Here is a 22,752-nt window from a genome sequence, read left to right as displayed (position 1 = left end):
TCGCAGCACTTTTTAGACAATAACTATATGTTCTTCTATCCTTATAACTTAATTGCATACCTATTATTCGAAATATATATTTTCAAGCTGACAAGAAAACTTTTATAATATAAAATAACAATAAAAATAGAGATAATATTATAAATTTTCATTCATTGTTCAGGAGAGAACTATCTTTATAATTTAAGGAGGAAAATGCAGAATGACTAATTACGTAAAAATCGGCAATTTACAGGTAGCTTCGATCCTTCAAGATTTTATCAATAACGAAGCCCTTCCAGAGACAGCGGTGACTGTTGAACAATTTTGGGCAGGACTAGAATCGCTTATTAAGGACTTAGCACCTGAGAATAAAGCATTATTAGAACATCGTGATGAACTTCAAAGAAGAATTAATTCTTGGCATTTAGAAAATAAAGGCTCTTTTAATTTTGAAAACTATAAAGCATTTTTACAAGACATTGGTTATCTTGAAACTGAAGTGGAAGATTTCGCAATTAACACACAAAATGTAGACGATGCCATTGCACTTCAAGGTGGTCCACAGCTTGTTGTGCCTGTTGATAATGCACGCTATGCAATCAATGCTGCGAATGCACGTTGGGGTAGCCTTTATGACGCCTTATATGGAACAGATGCAATTAGTGAAGAAAACGGAGCAACAAAAAGCGGCGCTTATAACCCTGTTCGTGGTGAGCTCGTTATTCAATATGGCAGAGATTTCCTTGATCAAACGATTCCATTAACAACTGGATCTCATCGTGATGCAACTGAATACAAAATTGTTAACAATCAATTATCTGTTTCACTAGCAAATGGGGAAAATGCACAGCTTCAAGATTCTGCTAAACTAGTCGGTTATCAAGGTGATGTTGAAAATCCAGCTGTTGTTTTATTCCGTAATAATGGACTTCATTTTGAAATCCAAATTGATCGAAATCATCCAATCGGCAAAACAGACCCCGCTGGAGTCAAAGATATTGTAATGGAATCAGCTGTCACAACAATTATGGACTTTGAAGATTCAATTGCTGCTGTCGATGCTGAAGATAAAGTTGGGGTATACCGCAACTGGTTAGGTCTAATTAAAGGTGATATTGCCGCTACTTTTGCAAAAGGAAGTAAAACAATGACGCGTGTTCTAAACGAAGATCGCACTTACACAACAGTAACTGGTGACACGCTTACTCTTTCTGGCCGTTCATTAATGTTCGTACGTAATGTTGGTCATTTAATGACAAGCAATGCTGTGCTAGACCAAGATGGCAATGAAGTACCTGAAGGAATTTTAGATGCTGCTATTAGTTGTTTAATTTCATCACGTGATGTTTTAGGAAAAACAAAACATAAAAACTCACAAAAAGGCTCTATCTATGTTGTTAAACCGAAAATGCACGGTTCAAAAGAAGTTGCCTTTGCAAACAAGCTATTTGGACGTGTTGAAGATATGCTTCAATTAGCACGCAATACAGTTAAAATCGGTGTTATGGATGAAGAACGCCGTACATCGTTAAACTTGAAAAATTGTATTCATGCCGTTAAAGACCGCGTTGTATTTATTAACACTGGCTTCTTAGATCGTACTGGTGATGAAATTCATACATCAATGGAAGCGGGCCCAATGATTCGCAAAGGTGAAATGAAATCATCAACATGGCTTACATCTTATGAAAAATCAAATGTAAATGTTGGTTTAACTTGCGGCTTACAAGGTCATGCCCAAATCGGTAAAGGAATGTGGGCAATGCCTGACTTAATGGCTGAAATGTTGAAACAAAAAATTGGCCACCTAAAAGCTGGCGGCAATACAGCATGGGTACCATCACCTACTGCAGCAACATTGCATGCGCTACATTACCATGAAGTAAATGTTATTGATGTTCAAAATGAAATTGCAAAAAATATTACAGATTTACGTGATGATATTTTACAATTGCCAATCGAGCACAATCCAAGCTGGTCACAAGAAGAAATCCAAAAGGAGCTTGATAACAACTGTCAAGGTATTCTAGGCTACGTAATTCGTTGGGTAGAACAAGGTGTTGGTTGTTCGAAAGTACCAGACATTAACGATGTTGGTCTAATGGAAGACAGAGCAACTCTACGTATTTCCAGCCAACATGTAGCAAACTGGTTACATCATGGCATTTGTACTAAAGAACAAGTTGAAGAAACATTAAAACGCATGGCAAAAGTCGTTGACGAACAAAATGCTGGTGATTCCGCTTATCGCCCAATGGCACCAGATTATGATAATTCTGTTGGCTTCCAAGCTGCATGTGATTTAATTTTTAAAGGCTATGATCAACCAAGTGGTTATACAGAGCCAATTTTACATCGCCGCCGCGCTGAAGCAAAAACTAAGTTTCCAGTAAAAATCCAATAATAAGAGCTGCAAAGCTACTAAATGACATGAGGGTCATCTCGAATCCTCATGTCATTTTAATTTTCAGCGGCAGAAAATCTTTTCGCCATCTCGATAAATTCACGCACCGCAAAGGATTGGTATTTATTCCCCTTCCAAATCATCCCAAGCTCTAAATTGATTTCAGGTTGTTCAAAAGGAATGGCGACAATATTTTTATTAATCTCCTTGCAAATTTTACTAGGTAATAAAGCAATGCCTAATTTAGCGCCAACCATCTCAATAATAAAATCCTTTTGCGATGTTTCACAAACAATATTTGGTGAAAATTCGTGTTTTGCACAAACATCGAGAATTTGATCATGTAAAGAAAAATCTTTTCGGTATAAAATGAATGGTTCCTTTTCTAATTGTGTAAAGTCGATGACCTTATCGTTTGCTAATGGATGATCTTTATGAACAATAACCATTAACGGATCTTTTAATAGTTTGATAACATCGAAGCTATCATTTTTAATCGGGACATTACAAATTAAACCAATATCTAGTGAGCCATTTTCTACCCCATCTTTAATGACCTTCGAACCTACTTCTGAAAGATGAATCTCTACTAAAGGATAGATTTCTTTGTACTGACTAATCAATGTTGAAAAAAAAGCAGCCCCCATAATCGGTGGGATGCCAATTCTAATTTCACCTTTTTTCAACTCAGCAATATCAGTCAGCTCAGAGGTTAAGTTATTAAAAGCTTCCAAAACATTTTTCGCATTAATTAACACGGCTTTCCCTGCATCTGTAAGCTCTAATTGTTTTGGCGAACGATAAAATAACGGCACTCCTAGCTCCCCTTCTAAATTTTGAATCGCTTTACTTAGTGATGGCTGCGAAACATGCAGCGATGAAGCTGCTTTTGTAAAGCTTAAATGCTTGGCAATTTCAGCAAAATACTCTAAATGGCGAATATCCAATTGTTTCACCCCATTTTATGACATTATTTTTATCATAGCTTTTTAACAAAAATAATACAATTAGAAAAGCAGCCCCAACTAGCATGTTGAAGCTGCCTAGACAAATCATCCGTGTGTATCCTAAAAAACTATATTATGCACCTTTAATAATATATCTTTTTGTTATATTAATATCATTATGTCCAGCCAACTGGGCAACATCAACAATATCCAACCCTTTTTCAATTAAATCCCTGCAAAAAGTATGGCGTAGTTTATGTGGGTTAATCTCATATTTTTCTAACATATATTGAATGGACCTGGTCGTTAGTCTGTTATTTTGTTTTGAAATAAACAGCGGGCCATTATAATTTTCCGGTAAAGTTTCTACATAATTTTGCAAAATCTTTAGAGCATCTTTTGGAATCGGAATGGTTCTTTTTTTGTTGCCATGCGGATTTGTAACCGTCACAGTTCCATTTGATTCACTTATATCAATATCATTGCAATTTAAATTACATAGTTCAGATAATCTAATTCCTGTATATAAAAGCATGTAAACGATTGCGGTATTGCGCACGTCCCTATCTTTTTGAACGTCTTTTAATAGTTTAATTTTTTCATCTTCCTTTAGAAATTCTGGAACAGTTTGATAAATATTCTTTTCTTTTTCTTTACGTTTAATATTGGCAACGATATCAGGATGATCTAAAAATTGGGCAAAAACACGAATTGTAGCATAAACTTTATCAATTGTTGCCGCGCTTTTCCCTTCTGCTTCAAGCTCATTCATATAATTTTGGATATCATTATGAGTAAGCGTTTCTAAATGACGCTTATTTTCATTTAACCAATGGCTTAATTTTTGAATAGCACCCTTATAAGTGTTAATTGTGTTAGGAGATTTCTCTTGATGTAATAGCCATTCTTCAAAAAACTCTAATAGACTAGCATCAGTTCTCAATTTGCTCCCCCCATTACTAGGTTAACTTAATTATACTCCTTTGATTCGTAGAAGTAAAATAATAAATGGAATTGTCAAAATTTTATAGTAAAGGATAATAACTTTTCAAATAATTTTGTAAATAATTTGTAACACATCTCCTACTCACTATGACTGCCATAATTCTATAATAAATGTATTCCCAGAAAGAATAGGACAGGTGATATGGATGAAAAAACAGGGACACCCACATCGAATAGGCCATGGAAAAATAATTGACTACAATGTTAATCCATTTATCGTGATTTGGGAGGTTACAAGAGCCTGCCAATTGAAATGTGTGCACTGCAGGGCCGATGCCCAAACAACACCAGACCCAAATGAGTTAACCCATGAAGAAGGCTTGAGACTGATTGACGAAATTTATGAAATGGACAATCCGATGCTTGTATTTACTGGCGGAGACTGTATGATGCGAGAAGATTTATTGGAGCTTGCTGATTATGCAGTTAAGAAAGGGATACGCGTATCGATGGTCCCTAGTGCCACAGATAATGTTACGAAGGAAAAAATGGAGAAAGCAAAAGCTGTTGGTCTTTCCCGCTGGGGGTTCAGCCTTGACGGTCCAACACCTGAGATTCACGACCACTTCCGTGGAACACCTGGTTCTTTTCAGCTTACATTAGAAAAAATTAAATATTTAAATGAATTGGAGATGCCGCTGCAAATCAATACAGTTATTTCCCGATACAACTATGATCATCTTGAAGAAATGGCTGAGCGTGTGAAGGATTTAAAAGCTGTGATGTGGTATATTTTCTTACTTGTACCGACGGGGCGGGGGCAATTGGACGACTGTCTTACACCTGCCCAACATGAAAAAGTATTTTTATGGCTCTATGAATTAAGCAAAACGGCACCATATGATATTAAAACAACGGCCGCCCAACATTATCGCCGTGTTGTTATTCAACAAAAAATGAAAGAACAAAAAATATCAAAAGGCGAAATTCATTATGAAGATAGCATCACAACAGATGCCGCTTCACTTGTTGACGGCATAAAACGTGCACCTAAGGGTGTAAATGATGGAAATGGCTTTATTTTTGTGTCGCATGTTGGCGATGTATATCCAAGCGGATTATTGCCAATCAAAGTTGGCAATGTTCGTGAAACACCTTTAAAAGAAATTTACCGTGAGTCACCTGTTTTGAAAGAATTGCGTAATCCAGATTTATATAAAGGAAAATGTGGTGTGTGTGAATTCCGTTTTGCCTGTGGCGGCTCCCGTTCAAGGGCATTTGCAGTAACGGGAGATTACCTAGAAAGTGAACCATACTGTGTCTATATACCTGAAGCGTTGCGAAAAAGAGAACAATCCTTAGTTTAAATAAATAGTATGATCTGTATACTTGTCTGCGATACGGGTGGGCAAACTACCCTATGTGCTTCCCAGTGCTACTTCAGCCATACGGAATTAGCGCCCCCCTTCAGCAGACCATATTTTACTTTAAAACGCTCTAGGATTGTTTTCCACCTTGTCGCAAAAATAGATAAGAAAAATAGATTTGATAAAGCATGGGCCAAATCAAAATAGAAGCTTGAGGCAATGGCTGTTAAGATAACACTCCAACTTATATTCTCCATAAACCCAATGATATACCAAAGATTCATAATCCAGCCAAACAAAAAACCCCATATAAACCCAAATAGCAATAAATATAGTTTTTTCCGTGACCATAGCCATTCTTTTAAAAGACCAGCCGATAGTCCAACCATTCCCCAAGCAAACATTTGCCATGGTGTCCACGGTCCTTGTCCTAAAAAGAGATTAGACACTAAAGCAGCAATAGCACCAACCAGACATCCTGATTCAGCCCCAAACACAAGCGCTGTCATAATCACGATAAATGTAGTAGGCTGAACACTTGGCAATACGGCAAATGGCACACGGCTTACAGCAGCAAAAGCTGCCAAAATGGCAATGAGCACAATACCTCTTGCATCCATTTTTTTCCGTTCAAAACGAATAAAAAAAGGAAACATAGCTACAAACAACATAGCAAAACTAAGTAGAAAATAATGGTCTCCCTCTTGAAATGCCGTACCGTACAATAACATGCCAAATAATAGTAGCGAAAAAATTAATAACAACTTACCCCGTCCCATACTTTTAACACATCCTCATAATTTAGTGCTTGAGGAAGATAGCTTCGCACTAGTCTATTTATTGCCGTTGTATAAAAATAATTATGACTAAACATCTCTTTTGCTGTTCCCTCAGCAACTATGCTGCCTGCAAATAATAGAGAACAATAATCAGCATATTTTGCTGCAAACTCAATATCATGTGTAACCATCAAAATGGAGATGCCTTTTAATTGTAATTCTTTTAATAATGTGCCAACATCTTGTTTAAAGCTTGGATCAAGTCCTTTTGTCGGCTCATCAATGAGTAAAATCTGCGGATTTTTTAAAAGTATGCATGCTAAAGCGAGCTTTTGCCGCTCCCCGCCGCTTAAATCATACGGATGTTTGTCCAGCAATTTTTGCAATGAAAAAAATTCAATCCTTTCCTCTAATGCCTGATGACTATTCTCCGGCATATTAGCCAGTTCAACTGCCAACTGTAATTCTTCCTTTACAGTATCTTGCGTAAATAATGCCAGTGGATTTTGTGATAAATAGCCAATTTCCTGATACCGTTCTTCTATTTTCAATTTTATTAATGGTTTTCCAGCTAGTAAAACCTTACCTCTTCTAGGGTTTTCTACCCCTGCCAATACTTTTAATAATGTAGACTTGCCTGCTCCGTTTCCGCCAATAATCGCTGAAAACATTCCTTTGCGCATTGAATAGGTTACACCTTCCAATACAAGCTTTTCACCACAATCATATTGAAAGAAAACATCTTTACATTCGAGAATAGGGTCAGCATCATTTTCTTTCTGCGCAATGAACTGCTCCCTCTCTGCTAGTTTTCTTTCCAAGCTATCTGTAAGGAATCTTTTCCCTTCTCTTACGGTTATCGGAACAGATGTCCTTACATCAAAGCTCTCATTCATGAATAGAAACAGCTTAGTAATTTCAGGCAAATACTGAAAATATACATCCGTTTTGTCAATTTGCTGAATAACTTTTTGCGGTGTATCATTCAACTTTATTTCGCCATTTTCTAATAATACAACACAATCAACGATTGGGAACACTTCTTCCAAACGATGTTCGACAATTACAATTGTTATATTAAATTCTTGATTAATGCGATGAATCATTTGTAAAAATTCCCGAGCCGCGATTGGATCAAGCTGTGCTGTCGGCTCATCTAGTAGTAATAACCGGGGCTGCAAAAGCAAGATCGAAGCTAAATTGACCAGTTGCTGCTGCCCTCCAGAAAGTTCATGAATGGATAAATTCAACCAATTTTCAAGTCCAAAAAATGAAGCCATTTCTGCTACCCTTTTGCGAATTTCATTAGCGGAATAGCCGAAATTCTCTAGTGAAAAGGCTAGTTCATGCCAGACTGTACTTGTGACAATTTGATTTTCGGGATCTTGAAAAACAATGCCGATTTCTTTTGCCGATGTAGGCAGAGAAACAAGATCAAGCTCCACTTTATCATAAAAGATAACGCCACTTCTCATTCCAAGCGGTGCAATTTCTTTTTTCAGTTGCTTTAACAATGTTGTTTTCCCACAACCTGTAGGACCACAAAGTAAAATTATTTCGCCCTCATCTATTGCAAGCGATATATCTTTTAATAATGCCTTATCCTCACCAGCATATATAAAGGAAAAGTTTTTTATTTCAATAAACGCCATCTAAAATATTCTCTCCCTTCGATAAAATGAGGGGTAAACAAAAATAATAAAAAAAGGCAAAATAGATAACTTTCACCTAATGTAAGTTTTAGAGATTCCAGCTGCGGATAAATGTCAAGCTTCCCCATGCCCAATACCCCAAACACAACTAATACAACGAAAAGTATGCTAAACCAAATGAGAAAACAAATATCCCGCTTATAAAAGCGATAAGTATAAAAAGAACTCCGCTTTCCTAAGCCGTAACCTCTTGCAGTCATCGAATCAGCTGTTTGCAACGCCTCTTCCAGTGACCACGTCATTAAAATATGAATTAGGCTCACTCCAGCTTTCGCCCTTTGCTTAATTGTTCCTGACATTACACTAATTCCTCTTGTTTTTTGGACATTGGTAATCTCCGTTAATCTTCTTTTCAACAGCGGTACGAATCGAAATGTCATCATAATGAGTAAAGCCGTTTTCGGGGCAATTGACGAAAATAAAAAAATGAACTTATCTTCTGAAAGAATAAAATTAAAAGATGCAAACGCTATTAAAATTGTTAAAATTGATAGCATCATTAAAAAACCAAACATCATACTTTCCAACGTAATTGGTTGATCAAATAAATAAAATAAAATTGTAGCACCACGATGAGAGAAGAGTGGGTTAATAATAAAGATAGCCATTCCAATAAATATATAAAAGCGCATTCCTTTTCTTAGCTCTTTAGCCCGATTATGAAAAAAGTTTAAAAGCAAGGCTGAAAGTAAAGCAACAACTAAGAAATAGGGATGTACAAATAGCATGCTTAAAGAGAATAGCCCCATATAATATATAAAGCACACAGCAGGGTGTAAAGCATTGAAGCCCTGAAAATTATTCATTCACATTTGCTCCGATATCTTTTCCAAGGTCTAGCGTATAAATCCATTCAATTTTATCTCCTTGCTCTACCTTAGCCAATCCAGCACCTTTTTTCATATAAACACCATTAATGCTGTACATCCAGCCGCTTTTTGGACCTTTGTCAAACTCGTATAAATTATTTATTCCCTCGATATAAGCTGTGGCGCCGCTTCCTCTATACTCCATCTGGATACGATTTTGTTTCGCAACCTTCTTAAGTAGCTCTAAAACTGTATCACCTGCTTCAAAAGCAACCTTTGTTGATTTCAAAATAACACCAGCTTGTTCATCACCTTTAATAAAAATCGAAACCACATTTTCTTGCTTTTCACTTCGTTTTTGCTCTTCTATTTTTTGCTCAGTGCCTGATAATGTAGCTGAATTTATAGCTGCGGATTGCTCCTGACCTAATGATTGGTCAGCTTCTTTTTCTTCAAGTTTATTACTTTCAATTGATTTAGGTTCATTTGATGTAGTTTCATTATGATTCACTTTTGGTTGATTTGCTGCATTAGCCTCCTGTTTGGAAGTGGTAGGTTCATTGTGATCTTTGCTGACTGCTTTCTCTGTTGTTTCAGCTATTTCTCCAGTTTCCTCCTTTACATATTGACCACTATCTTCATTATCAGCAGATTTTTCAGATATCGGCAATTGTTCTTGCAAATCTTGCTGCATTTCGTTTTCAATTTTATTATTCTGTTCGTTAGTGACCTCTTTTGCAGCACAGCCAACAAGAAAACTTGCTGTTACTACAAGTATAATTAGTAATCTTATAATATGATTCAATTCAAAAACCTCCTTCATCAACAGAAAAGAGGGCCGCCTCCACTAAATACAATATTGTGGAGGCACTCTCTTTTATTATAGTTAAAATTTTTCTGCAATACGGACTGCAAGCACTGCTCCCATTTCTCTTGTTACCAAATCGTTTGGTTTAAATAAACCACCTTCATAGCCTTTCATAAGGTTATGGTCATACAGCGCTTCAATTGCTACTTGATTATATTGACTTAAGTTTGCAATATCTTTGTAAATGATTGTTTTGGACGCCTCTTGTTTTTGTACTAGTTGGAAAGCTCTAGCAAGGATTACTGCAACTTGTTCTCTAGTAATCGCCTCATTTGGATTAAATGTTGTTGCTGATGTCCCGCTTATAATTCCAAGTTGATGCCCTCTCATCACAACACTGTAATACCACTGACCTGGTTTTACATCTTCAAAAATAATATTGTTTTGTTCATATGCTTCGCCTTCCAATAGCTTTACTAAAATAGCGGTGAACTGGGCGCGTGTTAGCGGCTCTAGTGGCGCAAACTTTAACGGCTCTTTTTCAACGCCGTACATGATCTCTTTATCAAAAGCCTCATAAATAGATTGGAGGGCATAAGACGATATTTGTTTTTCATCAGCAAAAACTGGAATACTTTTCACGGCTTCTTTCGCTTTTTCCTCGTTCGTAAATAGATAAATAGAACCCATACTATTATTGAAGCGATCCAATGCAATCAATGCCAATAAAGCTTGTTCTGAAGCAATTTGGTTTGATGCTTCATTTTTAAGATTGGCAAAGCCCCCATCTTTTGTTTGGTATGACAGGAGGTTTGAAATGACGTTTCCTTTTGCCTTCGTAAATAAACTTCCTTGTGGATCAATTCCAACAGAGGTTAAAGCAATGATAACCTGAGCGGCACTTTCACTATTTTCCGCCCCATCGGCAATAAAACCGCCACTTCCTTGTTGTACACTGCTTAACCAATTGATTGCTTTATCAATCGCACTTGACACATTTTCCATTTCTTTATAATTTGCCAAGCTACTTATCGCCATTGCTGTAATATCAACATCAGAAGCCTCACCGTTCACAAGTGAAAATCCACCATCTTTATTTTGATTTGTCAATATTTCTGCTAAGATTTTTTCTCGATTCCACTTGGCATTACTTGGCACTTGATAATGGCCGCTATCTAATGCAATAAGGGCAAAAATCAAACCGTTCGTTCCTTGCAATGTCATTCGTTCATTATTATAGATTTTTTCAATTAAATCATAGCCGCCTATGCTCGTTGGATTACCGTCTAATGCATGGACAGTTAATGCATAGCGTTCGTAGTCAGTAATTTTCCGAAAATCTCCGTTCGCTTCTGTTAACTTTTTAATAATCCCCGCTATAACAGCCTTTTTGTCAGCTAGATTCAATCGGGCTAATCCGAAGTCTTCCCACTCTGATTGTGTTTGATCCTCTTGAAGATAGCGGATTAACTGATTCATTTCAGCAGTTATATCAAGTTTATTTTCAGCTGACTTGGAAATTACCGCAAATTTAGTAAAGTGATCAACCATGCCCGTAACGATACCTGTTTTTGCATCAATAACCGTAGGAATTGGTAGCCATTGTTTTTCTTCTTCATCAAACCATGCCATCACAAAATAATCTAAATCATCATTCTCAATCGGTATAGTAATAGAAATATAGACTGGCTTTTCAAATTTTATACCATTTGGAAAAAATTGATAAATCGGAGATTTTACTTGACTATCTTTATTTGCAGATGCATCAAGTTCTTCTATTTTAATCGTTTTTTGCTCTTTTAAAGCTTCTTTTGGAATAATAATTTTAGCTTCATCAACTGTTGGACCAGTAATAACTGTTTCCTCAGTTGGAATAACACTTTTTTCGAGTTTAACAATATTTGCTTGTAAGGCTTCTTTTAATTTTTGTGCTTCCCCAGCTAACATTTTTTGTTCTTTATTAAGAATTACATTTAACTTTTGCGAATTGGCTTTTATACTTTCTAATGAATCAAAAACAGCAATACTTACAGCCTCTGGTCTGGTGTTTTGAACGTTTCCACTCATTGCCGCTTTTTCTTTCGCTGCCTCATCATCCTTTAGAACATAAACCCATTCTAGGCTGTCACCATTATTTAAACTGTATGACCCTGCGCTACTACTAGGAAAATAACCATTTACTGAATACTTCCAGCCGCTTGTTGGCCCATGTTGAAACTCAGCTAAAGCATCAATCGCAATTACATAGGCTGTTGATCCATAACCACTTGTTTCAACTCTACTTCCAAGTGCATCTAGTAGGGCACTTAAAGCAGTTGTTCCAGAACTTACTTCCATTGTACTTGTCGATAGAATAGTAGACTGATGGCTTCTGACTGTAATTGTAATTGTTTGTTTTTTTCCATCACCAGGTGGTGTTGGAAATGAACCACCACTACCATTTCCTCCCCTTTCCCCTACAACTAAAGGAGGTAAAGCAGATAAATCATATACTGAGCTTTTTCCTTTTTCGAATCTCTCATAGGAAATAAGAGCAAGCAATCCCTGACCAGTAGAAACTAATTCTGAGTTTCTACCATTAAGGTTTGAAAATCCACCATCATTATTTTGAAACAAAAGCAAGGCACTATGAACATTGCTATTTTGCTTTGTAAATCCTTCTGGGTTAATCCCGAGAGTAGATAAGGCAATAATTACTTGGGCAGAACTTTGACTATTTTCTTGTCCATTTATAGATAAAAACCCACCACTTTGTTGCTGTGAATTCTTTAGAAATTGGATTGCTTTATCAATGGTTGCTTTTACATTTTGTTGATTTTGATATTTAGCTAAACTACTTAGGGTCATTGCAGTTATATCAATGTCTGCTGTTGAACCATTTAATGCCCATCCGCCACTACTTAATTGATTGTTTATAATGTGTTTAATTAATTTTTCCCTAGTCCATTCAGCATTACTTGGGACAGGGAAGTTTTTACTGTCTAACGTGATTAACCCATATATAACTCCATTTATTCCCTGCATGGTCAAATTTTTATTGTTATAGATCTTTTCTATTACATTAATTCCATTGAAATTAGTAGGGTCTTTATCACTAAGTATTAGACCAAGCGCAGCTTTTTCAAGGTCGGTGACACTAGTAAAGTTACCACTAGTAGCATTAACACTTTTTTCAATGTTTTCTATATAGGATTTAGGAACAGGCTGCCCTATTTGTCTAAATGCTAATACTTCTTCCAAAGTTGGAGTATTGTTATTGCATTGAACCCATTTAACGGCTTTTTCTATAGGTGTCCCTTCCGGTAATTGGTTACACTGAATATTCGGCTTAGTCCCCTCATTTAAAGGGGGTTCCCCAATAGGTAAGGCAGCGATTGTAATTTTACTACTTGGCTGTACCTTATCTGGCTCTCCCGCCCATGATGTATATTTAAAGGTCAGTGCATCACCAGCTTTTGGTTTATAGGAATGCGCTCCTACAGATGCCTCCGCTCCATTCACATAAAAGGCCCAGTAGTATGTGCCTGCTTCTCTGAGGCCATTGATTGCTTTAATCATGGGGCCCCATTGTGATTCCTCTACCTCTATGGTTTCCGCTTCTTGCAGAAGTGATAAAGCAGTTGAATTAGATGATAGCCCTACAACTTTTATAGTTTCTTCGGTCGTATATGTGTTTGAAGTATCTTCCCATGATGTATATCGAAACGAGAGCTGGTCTCCAACTTCTGGTATATAATCTCCTGCGCCTACAGATGCCTCATCATTATTTACATAAAAGGCCCAAAAATAAGGTGGAGCAGCTTTCAATCCATTAATCGCTGTTATCATTGGACCCCACGAAGATTCTTCAATCTCCACTTTTTCCGCAGCAGTTAACAACGATAAAGCTGTTATATTATTAACTTCATCGTTCGTTGCCTCCGCCGAAACCCCCACATTTACCCCAGTTAGCAATTGTGCAAACAACACGATTGCTAGAACCGACATTCTTAAAAACTTCCCCAATTTTTCTCCTCCTATCTTTTTCACCCGAGAGCGTCACATTGCAAATACTCTTTTTTGACGTACAAAAAACCACCTCGCCCTATTTTGGGAGGTGGTTTTTAGCAACAAAATAAAATACAATAAAAGTAACATTTTATCCGTTCACTACACCTCCCTATTCCTCGTAGGGGTTTTTGGGTGTTCCTTGATTAGGTAGGTCTCCTGACTCATGCCTCAAAACGAATCGCACAGCCTTCCCATTCTTCAATAGTGGCTTCCATGTGTGACTCTAAGCATTTACAGTGGCGGGACCGTGCCGGATTTTCACCGAACTTCCCTATTAAGCAAACTTAATTGCACCTAACCAAAATAATATTAATATTTTAAAGATATAATACACCTATTAAATGAATTTTGTCCATCTATTACGATAGGATTGTTAAACATAGACAAAAGAAGTACTATTGAAATTGAATGTTTATTGGAGGTTTATTATGGAACAGCTTAAACAAGAAAGATATAATGACTTAAAACTAGGTGAACGCGGCGCTATAATTAGTATTATTGCTTATATTATCCTTGCCGCCATGAAGCTAGTTATTGGTTTCATAACTCACTCGGAAGCTTTAAAAGCAGACGGTTTTAATAATAGTACAGATATCATTGCCTCCATTGCTGTTCTCATCGGCTTAAAAATCTCCCAAAAACCAGCTGATAAAGATCATCCATACGGTCATTGGAAATCGGAAACAGTAGCCTCAATGGTTGCTTCATTTATTATGATGTCTGTTGGCCTTCAAGTATTATTTGCAGCAGTAACATCGGTGTTCGATGGAAGGGAAGAAGCTCCAGACCTCCTATCTGCTTGGACTGGAATTTTTTGTGCCGTCATCATGTACTTCGTCTATCTTTACAATAATAAATTAGCTAAGAAAATAAATAGCCAAGCCGTTATGGCTGCTGCAAAGGATAATTTATCGGATGCTTGGGTGAGCATTGGGGCTGCTGTAGGTATCATTGGCTCACAATTCAATCTGCCATGGCTTGATTCGCTTGCGGCAATTATTGTAGGTTTTCTTATTTGTAAAACCGCTTGGGATATTTTTATTGATACAGCTCATAGCTTGACCGATGGCTTTGATGAAAAACTGATTGAGGACTACAAAGATTCAATTGTACATATATCAGGTGTAAAGGATGTAAAAGAAATTAGAGCTAGAAAATATGGAAACAACACTGTTGTTGATATTGTAATCCTTGTCAACGCAAATTTGCCGCTTAAAAATGCCCATGATATTTGTACGGAAGTTGAGGTTAATTTAAAAAAAGAGCATGCTGTTTTCAATGTTCATGTCCATGTAGAACCTACTTAAAGAAAATGTTTGAACAAAAACTGGGAATCAAAAACCATATTTGATTCCCGGAAAAGAAATTAATTACTTTCATTTGGTTTATAAATAAAATAATCAAAATCAGCATGTAAATGGCTGCCCAATGTGTCTTGACACTGCATCCCCACAAACGCTCCAGTAAAAAAGCCTCCACCTTGGATATAATCATCTGATAACTTATATGATTCAAATGTAATCGGCAGCAAATGCCAGTCAGCGCCATCTAACGAATAAAAATATTGATAAATATGTGTTTTTACTTCAACGCGAAGATAGACATATTCAACTTCGTTTAGAATCTTAATTTCCTGCCCCCTTAGCGGCTGCCCAAACGTAAAATTATCGCAAGTCATTAGTTCAAGAATTCTACCTTTTTCTTCATTCCATAGTAATTGCGCTCCTCCTACAGTTTGCAATCAGTACTTTAATTACCCACGATAGGTATCTATTAAATATTGATTGAGAATAGCTTTTAAATTCTCCTGTCTGCCTGATTTATTCTCAATTTTATCAAGCTTTATTGCGTAGTCCTCCAGTGTATGGAAATCTGCTTTTCCTTCGAAAATATCTTTCCCGATGCCTTCGGTGTAGCTACTGTACCGTTTTGCCACAAAATCATCTAAAATTTTATCTTCAATTAATCTACTAGCGACCTTTGCCCCCACGGCAAAACTGTCCATCCCTGCAATATGGGCGTGGAATAAATATTCTGGCTCAAAGGAACCTCTTCTTACTTTGGCATCAAAATTTAAACCCCCGGTGCCAAGACCATTATTTTTTAAAATTTCATACATCGCTAGCGTCGTTGAATATAAATCAGTTGGAAATTCATCTGTATCCCACCCAAGCAGTGGGTCACCTTGGTTGGCATCGACTGACCCAAGCATGCCATTGATGCGTGCAACCCGCAGCTCATGCTCGAATGTGTGTCCAGCTAATGTCGCATGGTTTGCTTCGATATTAAATTTAAAATGTTTATCAAGGTCATATGTTTTTAAGAAAGCAATACCTGTTGCCACATCAAAATCATATTGGTGTTTTGTCGGTTCTTTCGGCTTTGGCTCAATTAGAAACTGGCCTGTAAAACCAATTTCTTTTGCGTAATCAACGGCCATATGGAAAAACCGTGCCAAATTATCAATCTCAAGTTTCACGTCTGTATTTAATTCGGTGATGTCGCTGCCCCGTGCAACCAACGTGGGTGGGAAAACATATTTGCTGTATTCCAAAGTAGCTTCGTTTTGCTTGTTTTTAAATGCTCCTTGATTAACGCGATAATTTCATCGATATTTTTTAAAGTTTCCTTTAGAGAATCTGTTTCAGGAGCAATATCTGCATCATGGAAACAAAAATAAGGGACATTCATTTTTTCAAAAAATTCAAAAGATGCTTCTACCCGGGCTTTTGATAAATCCATGCCTGAATATTTTCCATATGTTCTAACCATGGTGCCTTGTCCAAATGGGTCCGTGCCTTCACCTGTAAACGTATGCCAATAGGAAATTGCAAAACGGCAAAGCTCTTCCATAGATTTTCCACCAATTTTTTCTTCTGGATTATAATATTTAAATGCAAAAGGATTTTTTGAATCCGAACCTTCATATTTTACATGCTCAATATTTTCAAAATAACTCATCACACACATTCCTCCAAATATGATAATAATGTAACTGCCGTCGCAGATTTTAACCTATATATTAAAGATCGGGAGTTTATTGTTTTCGTAGGTCCATCTGGATGTGGAAAATCGACGACACTCAGGATGATCGCAGGTCTTGAGGATATTTCAAAAGGGGATTTTTACATAGATAATGATCGTGTCAATGATGTTGCACCAAAAGATCGGGATATTGCCATGGTGTTCCAAAACTATGCCCTTTACCCTCATATGAATGTCTATAATAATATGGCATTCGCTTTGAAGCTACGGAAATTTGACAAGCAGGAAATTGATAGACGTGTGAAGGAGGCAGCACAAATTTTAGGGCTTGATCAGTATTTAACTCGAAAGCCGAAAGCATTATCAGGTGGGCAACGGCAGCGTGTTGCCTTAGGTCGGGCAATCGTACGCGATGCGAAAGTTTTCCTAATGGACGAGCCATTATCAAATTTAGATGCAAAATTGCGCGTTCAAATGCGTTCAGAAATTATTAAGCTTCATCAACGCCTAAACACAACGACAATTTATGTCACCCATGACCAAACTGAAGCAATGACAATGGCAACTAGAATCGTTGTGATGAAAGATGGAGTCATTCATCAAATTGGCGCTCCAAAGGAAATTTATGATAACCCGGAAAATATAGTTGTAGGTGGGTTTATCGGGTCTCCAGCAATGAACTTTTATAATGGCGAGTTGAAAGAAGATTGTTTTGTAATGAGTGACAGTAATCTTTCATTAAAAATACCTGAAGGAAGATTAAAGGTGTTACGTAATCAAGGCTATGAAAATAAAAAATTAACTTTAGGAATCCGCCCCGAGGATATACATGATGAGCCGGTGTTTATTCAATCATCACCAGACACAACCTTGCATGTTAACGTGGACGTAGTTGAATTAATGGGAGCCGAAACGATTATTTATGCTACAGTTAATGAACAAAATTTAGTAGCAAGAATAGACTCTAGAACAGATGTTAAACACGGTCAAACGTTGGAAGTAGGCTTTGACATGAATAAAGCTCATTTTTTTGATAATGAAACAACGATGAGAATAAAGTAAAGAATTAAGTTAGATCTTCCTTATAAGCGGCCGATTAGACTGGATAGACTCTTAGTATTATACTATTTAAAAAACAGAGGGGGTTTTTTTATGTTAATCGAAATGTGGACTGATTTTGCTTGACCATTTTGCTATATTGGAAAAAGGCGTCTGGAGGACGCACTTCAGAAGATTGATCAGCCTGTAAAAATAGTTTATCGTTGTTTTGAGTTAGATTCTACAATGGAACGCGATGTTGGCAAAAATATTTACGAAAAACTAGCTGAAAAATATGGAATTTCGATTGAGCAAGCAAAAGCTAACTGCCGCAATATAGAGCAAATGGCGACAGAGGTTGGGTTGGACTATCAATTTGACACGCTAATTTTAACTAATACGTTTAATGCACACCGTCTTACTATGTTGGCAAAATCCTATGGGTTGATGAACGAAATGGCGGAACGAATACTGCGTGCTTATTTTACGGAATCCAAGCATATTGGTGATCACTCAACTTTAATTGATTTAGCTGGGGAAGTTGGATTGAATCGTAATAAAGTTGCAGCCATGCTGGCAAATGACAGTATGAGTGAGGAAGTTCGCGCAGATGAACAAGAAGCAGCTACACTTGAAATTCGGAGCGTTCCTTTTTTCCTCATTAATAGGAAATACGCCCTCACAGGTGCACAGCCAACGGAAGTATTCGTGCAGGCTTTACAACAAGTTATGGAACAAGATGGGCCGTATGAAATGGAAGACAATATGGTAACTGGTCAAAACCGCCGTGAAAATGAAGCAAGTGCTATGGGTGGCCCAGCCTGTGACGAGAATGGTTGTGAAATACCGAGGAAGTAGAGAGCTGGCAAGGAACCTATTACTCGTGAAGCGGTATAGAGCCCGTATTCCACACAAAAGTTATATATCGGTCACTAGTGAAGCGAAGTAGTGACCGTTTGACCCACTAAAACAAGTTTGCGGTCACTAGCTAGGCAGAGTAGTGACCGTTAGCTCCCAAAAATTGAAATTCCGGGCACTAGAAAGACGATGTGGATCAAGTGTGAAACGCAAAACCTCTTCACCTTATCCCCAAAAAAGCTGCCAATCCCCTCAGCAGCTCCCGTAATTTTCTATATATACTTCCGATGCATCGCTTTCCCATCATACGTAAATAACGCACCCTTACTCTCTACAACCGTTTCCATATGCACAGGACGGCCCCATAGCTGATAAATATAGGGCATCACTTTTTCTAAATATTTCAAATCAAGTTCAATCCCTTCATACCAATGTTTTAAATACAACTCCCCGTTTTTCATATAATCGCCATTATTGACCGTTATATATGGAAAGCCACCATTGACACGCATATTGACAAGTTGGTCGCGGACATTCTCCCATTCTTTGTCCACGATTTTATAATCCTTGCCTTGTTTTTGGAACAAATACATATCTTCACGATTGACTAAATCTTTTGTTAAATAGTTTCGAATGAAGGAGATATCTGATTCGACCTCGCGCACTTCGAAAATTTTTTCTCGCCCTGATCCCGGTACAACACCTACATCCTTCATTTCTTCCGTTGGATTATTGTATCGTTCCTCAATATCCTCATAAATTTTCAGGCCTAAATAATATGGGTTAATGGATGTCCGCGATGGCTGGACAACACCTGCGTTTAACTTCGCAAATTCAATCGCTTCATCTGATGTTAGGTCTAACTCACGAATGATCCGGGCATGCCAGTACGATGCCCAGCCTTCGTTTTATCAAGGATCTTCTATTTGAAATGACTCTGTTTTCACTTAATCAAAATATAAAATAAAAAACTACACATCAAATTAAGTACAATTGAGTGCAGTTTAAAACAAATGTATTAAGTTCTCAATAAATTTATTTTTCACCTGGAAATAAAATTGCAACAATTACTATATCATTTTCAATTTGTTCAAAATAAACTCGAAATTTTTTTATGACAATCCTTGAAATCCCTTTATACTTTCCAAATTCCTCGGTATAGGCTTTTCCAATTACTTTATTTGTTAATAAATCTTCCGTTTCTAGGATAAAATGCGCAATAAAATCAAAAGTTTCTTCTGGGGTAAATCTTATACTTCTATATCCCTTTAATTTCTCTATTACAATAGGTAGCCATACAATATTTCGTTCACACATTACATGAAGTCCTTCACAGAAAGTGATTTTAAAACTTCTGAAGTCGACATCCCTAATCCTTCCTTATATTGTATCCGACTTTCATTTATCATTTGTTCAAGAGAATGGTTAGCTTCAACATCGGCTTTTATTGATTGTTCATCTTCTTCTTGTAACACGAGTGTAAATTTTCCTTTACCGCGGATAGAAAATTGTAAAACGGAATTGTCCCGATTCATTTTTTGAATGTACTCCATTAGTTCATCTGAAGACTGAATTTGCCCCATACAATCACCACCGTTAATAATTTTATTATGACTTAAACCAATCATATCACAAGCATTACCTTCAAGGAATATTATAGGGATTTTATTTTGTCATATGAAATAGATAGTCTTCTCCCAAAAATATATTTACAAAATATCTAACATTTTATTATTTTCTGCATAAGAAAAAAGCTGCCAATCCCTCAGCAGCCCCTCCATACTTTTATATATACTTCCGATGCATCGCTTTCCCATCATACGTAAATAACGCACCCTTACTCTCTACAACTGTTTCCATATGAACAGGACGGCCCCATAGCTGATAAATATAGGGCATCACTTTTTCTAAATATTTCAAATCAAGTTCAATACCTTCATACCAATGCTTTAAATACAACTCACCGTTTTTCATATAATCGCCATTGTTGACCGTTATATATGGAAAGCCACCATTGACACGCATATTGACAAGTTGGTCGCGGACATTCTCCCATTCTTTATCCACGATTTTATAATCCTTGCCTTGCTTTTGGAACAAATACATATCTTCACGATTGACTAAATCTTTTGTTAAATAGTTTCGAATGAAGGAAATATCGGATTCCACTTCGCGCACTTCAAATATTTTTTCCCTACCTGAACCCGCTACAACACCTAAATCCTTCATTTCTTCCGTTGGATTATTGTATCGTTCCTCAATATCCTCATAAATTTTCAGGCCTAAATAATATGGATTAATTGATGTCCGCGATGGCTGGACAACACCTGCGTTTAACTTCGCAAATTCAATCGCTTCATCTGATGTTAGGTCTAACTCACGAATGATCCGGGCATGCCAGTACGAAGCCCAGCCTTCGTTCATGATTTTCGTTTCTAATTGCGGCCAGAAATAAAGCATTTCCTCGCGCATCATTGTTAAAATATCGCGCTGCCACTCTTCAAGCTCACGGCTGTATTGTTCAATAAATAAGAGAAGATCCTTTTCAGGCTGCGGTGGGAACCTTTTTCCTTTCTTTTTCGGGCTATCATCCTTTTTATTACGTTCTTCTAAACGCCACAAATCGTCATATGGAGTTCGCGGCATCTGCTCCTCTTCTATTTCGTCAACAAATGTATCTTCAATGGACCAAGAGAGCTTTGCTCTTAACAATGATGGGTCAATATGCTCCTGTATTGCCAATATAGCATCCAAAAATTTCTCAACCTCAAGCTTCCCATAATCGTGCTCATATTTTTTTATTCGGTCAGCTGTGGCCGCCATACTTTCAACCATATCACGCTTCGTATTGCTAAAACGGACATTGTTTTTAAAGAAATCACAGTGGGCTAACACATGGGCAACGATTAATTTATTTTGAATTAAACTGTTTGTATTTAATAAAAAGGCATAGCATGGATCTGAGTTAATGACTAGCTCATAAATTTTACTTAATCCTAAATCATAATGCAGCTTCATTTTGTGAAATTGCTTTCCGAAGCTCCAATGGGAAAACCGTGTTGGCATACCATAAGAACCAAAAGTATATATTATCTCAGCAGGGCAAATTTCATAGCGCATCGGATAAAAATCCAACCCAAATCCTTTTGCAATTTCTGTTATTTCATCAATGGCGTATTGTAATGCCTGATGCTCATTTCTTGCCATCCTTATCTCCCCTTTAAGTTAATAAAGCTAACACACCCTTTCTGTAAATTTATGTTGAATTCCTATATTTAATGAAAAAGATAACAAAAAAAGAGCAAAGTGTTTTATTAACTTCTCGCTTTTTATTTTACTTTTTTGAAGAAATTTATTTATAACATATTTTTAATTTGTTGCATATTTTCAATAATTTTACATTTTTATTTATTTTAAAGTAACAAACCGCTAAAATTTACATATATCCCAATAATTCACAATTAGAAGGAGGGCACATTTGTTAATTGATACATTGGGCTATTTATAAATTTATAGGAGTGAGTAAGATGAAAAACATATTTTTCTTCTCTTCATTGATTTTTGCACTTATTTTATTTTTGACCTCTATTGTTAGTGCAAATTTCAATTTTGATGAATCATCAGGGACAAACAAAGAGTTAACTAACATCTCAGACTTGGATACTTATTCAGTAAACGAAGCATTACTTTTGCTCTCGAAAACAAGTGACAAAGTATGGCTTAAGGTTGAAACACTTAATGAGGAAAACAATACTGCGGAAAAAGATTTATTACTAAAAGAATGGCGAACTCTGAAAAAGAAAATCATGAATGACCTTTCCAATGATTTTAGCGATTTATCAAATAATTCGGATGGAACCAAAGAAAAAGTTCAACTAAATAGTGAGATAAATAATCAATCACAAAATTTTACAACAACAAAAGACACAATCCATTTAACCTTAAATTCAATGGATAATGCTCAATTAAACTCCACAGACTCTGATAACGATAATTTAAAAGCACAAGAAATAAAATATTTTATTGAGAACTTTAGAGAAAAGTTTTTAGATTAAGGGAGTGATTAAA

General features: G+C 36.7%; 17 protein-coding genes, 2 pseudogenes and 1 riboswitch. Of the genes and pseudogenes, 6 read left to right on the top strand and 13 right to left on the bottom strand.

Annotation, left to right across the window (positions count from 1 at the left end; all coding sequences use genetic code 11):
- The first annotated feature begins 202 nt into the window (after positions 1–202).
- A complete protein-coding gene (locus tag GX497_14590; protein ID HHY74420.1) occupies positions 203–2,386 on the top strand; it encodes a malate synthase G in 2,184 nt (727 codons plus the stop codon).
- 56 nt (positions 2,387–2,442) lie between these two features.
- On the opposite strand, the gene GX497_14585 is transcribed toward GX497_14590, so the two are convergent.
- On the bottom strand, positions 2,443–3,333 hold the full coding sequence (locus tag GX497_14585; protein HHY74419.1) for a LysR family transcriptional regulator: 891 nt from the start codon (positions 3,331–3,333) through the stop codon (positions 2,443–2,445).
- A 133-nt stretch (positions 3,334–3,466) separates the two neighbouring features.
- Complete coding sequence (locus tag GX497_14580) at positions 3,467–4,276, bottom strand: tyrosine-type recombinase/integrase (GenBank protein HHY74418.1); 810 nt, start codon at positions 4,274–4,276, stop codon at positions 3,467–3,469.
- A gap of 208 nt (positions 4,277–4,484) precedes the next feature.
- Here GX497_14580 and GX497_14575 point away from each other — a divergent pair, with 208 nt between their 5' ends.
- On the top strand, positions 4,485–5,645 hold the full coding sequence (locus GX497_14575; GenBank protein ID HHY74417.1) for a radical SAM/SPASM domain-containing protein: 1,161 nt from the start codon (positions 4,485–4,487) through the stop codon (positions 5,643–5,645).
- 68 nt (positions 5,646–5,713) lie between these two features.
- On the opposite strand, the gene GX497_14570 is transcribed toward GX497_14575, so the two are convergent.
- The 5 genes from GX497_14570 to GX497_14550 form a co-directional block, all read right to left on the bottom strand.
- Complete coding sequence (locus GX497_14570) at positions 5,714–6,424, bottom strand: ECF transporter S component (GenBank protein ID HHY74416.1); 711 nt, start codon at positions 6,422–6,424, stop codon at positions 5,714–5,716.
- Positions 6,400–8,076, bottom strand: coding sequence for an ATP-binding cassette domain-containing protein (locus GX497_14565; GenBank protein HHY74415.1), 1,677 nt, complete (start codon positions 8,074–8,076; stop codon positions 6,400–6,402). Before GX497_14565 ends, GX497_14570 begins: the two co-directional genes overlap by 25 nt.
- Positions 8,058–8,942, bottom strand: coding sequence for an energy-coupling factor transporter transmembrane protein EcfT (locus GX497_14560; protein ID HHY74414.1), 885 nt, complete (start codon positions 8,940–8,942; stop codon positions 8,058–8,060). The genes GX497_14565 and GX497_14560 overlap by 19 nt, the downstream gene beginning before the upstream one ends.
- Positions 8,935–9,750 carry a DUF4430 domain-containing protein gene (locus tag GX497_14555; GenBank protein HHY74413.1) on the bottom strand — a complete coding sequence of 272 codons (816 nt, stop codon included), beginning with the start codon at positions 9,748–9,750 and terminating at the stop codon, positions 8,935–8,937. The genes GX497_14560 and GX497_14555 overlap by 8 nt, the downstream gene beginning before the upstream one ends.
- A gap of 81 nt (positions 9,751–9,831) precedes the next feature.
- The gene (locus GX497_14550) at positions 9,832–13,758 is read right to left on the bottom strand and encodes a DUF4430 domain-containing protein (GenBank protein HHY74412.1); all 3,927 of its coding nucleotides are present in this window, start codon (positions 13,756–13,758) and stop codon (positions 9,832–9,834) included.
- A 173-nt stretch (positions 13,759–13,931) separates the two neighbouring features.
- A riboswitch (cobalamin riboswitch) is annotated at positions 13,932–14,116 on the bottom strand.
- A 115-nt stretch (positions 14,117–14,231) separates the two neighbouring features.
- Between GX497_14550 and GX497_14545 the strand changes: the two genes are divergently transcribed.
- Positions 14,232–15,110, top strand: coding sequence for a cation transporter (locus GX497_14545; protein HHY74411.1), 879 nt, complete (start codon positions 14,232–14,234; stop codon positions 15,108–15,110).
- A gap of 59 nt (positions 15,111–15,169) precedes the next feature.
- On the opposite strand, the gene GX497_14540 is transcribed toward GX497_14545, so the two are convergent.
- Both GX497_14540 and GX497_14535 read right to left on the bottom strand, forming a co-directional pair.
- Positions 15,170–15,481: a hypothetical protein gene (locus GX497_14540; protein ID HHY74410.1), complete on the bottom strand. Its 312-nt coding sequence runs from the start codon at positions 15,479–15,481 to the stop codon at positions 15,170–15,172.
- A 75-nt stretch (positions 15,482–15,556) separates the two neighbouring features.
- Positions 15,557–16,764: pseudogene (locus tag GX497_14535) on the bottom strand (xylose isomerase).
- Here GX497_14535 and ugpC point away from each other — a divergent pair.
- A complete protein-coding gene (ugpC, locus tag GX497_14530; GenBank protein HHY74409.1) occupies positions 16,738–17,850 on the top strand; it encodes a sn-glycerol-3-phosphate ABC transporter ATP-binding protein UgpC in 1,113 nt (370 codons plus the stop codon). The pseudogene GX497_14535 and the gene ugpC sit on opposite strands and share 27 nt — an antisense overlap.
- 135 nt (positions 17,851–17,985) lie before the next feature.
- A complete protein-coding gene (locus GX497_14525) occupies positions 17,986–18,684 on the top strand; it encodes a DsbA family oxidoreductase (GenBank protein HHY74408.1) in 699 nt (232 codons plus the stop codon).
- Positions 18,685–18,956: 272 nt separating this feature from the next.
- Here the strand turns inward: GX497_14525 and GX497_14520 are convergent.
- The 4 genes and pseudogenes from GX497_14520 to GX497_14505 form a co-directional block, all read right to left on the bottom strand.
- Positions 18,957–19,592: pseudogene (locus tag GX497_14520) on the bottom strand (stage V sporulation protein R).
- 127 nt (positions 19,593–19,719) lie between these two features.
- A complete protein-coding gene (locus tag GX497_14515) occupies positions 19,720–20,001 on the bottom strand; it encodes a type II toxin-antitoxin system RelE/ParE family toxin (protein ID HHY74407.1) in 282 nt (93 codons plus the stop codon).
- Entirely contained in the window at positions 20,001–20,267 is a 267-nt protein-coding gene (locus GX497_14510; GenBank protein ID HHY74406.1) for a hypothetical protein, read from the bottom strand. Before GX497_14510 ends, GX497_14515 begins: the two co-directional genes overlap by 1 nt.
- Before the next feature lie 202 nt (positions 20,268–20,469).
- The gene (locus GX497_14505; GenBank protein HHY74405.1) at positions 20,470–21,891 is read right to left on the bottom strand and encodes a SpoVR family protein; all 1,422 of its coding nucleotides are present in this window, start codon (positions 21,889–21,891) and stop codon (positions 20,470–20,472) included.
- Positions 21,892–22,211: 320 nt separating this feature from the next.
- Between GX497_14505 and GX497_14500 the strand changes: the two genes are divergently transcribed.
- The gene (locus tag GX497_14500) at positions 22,212–22,739 is read left to right on the top strand and encodes a hypothetical protein (protein ID HHY74404.1); all 528 of its coding nucleotides are present in this window, start codon (positions 22,212–22,214) and stop codon (positions 22,737–22,739) included.
- Positions 22,740–22,752 lie beyond the last annotated feature (13 nt).

The organism is Bacillus sp. (in: firmicutes) (genome assembly GCA_012842745.1).
In the GTDB taxonomy this organism is placed as follows: Bacteria; Bacillota; Bacilli; order Bacillales; family Bacillaceae_J; genus Schinkia.
Note: the sequence above shows the minus strand (reverse complement) of the source record. Positions and strands in the feature narration are given on the sequence as shown.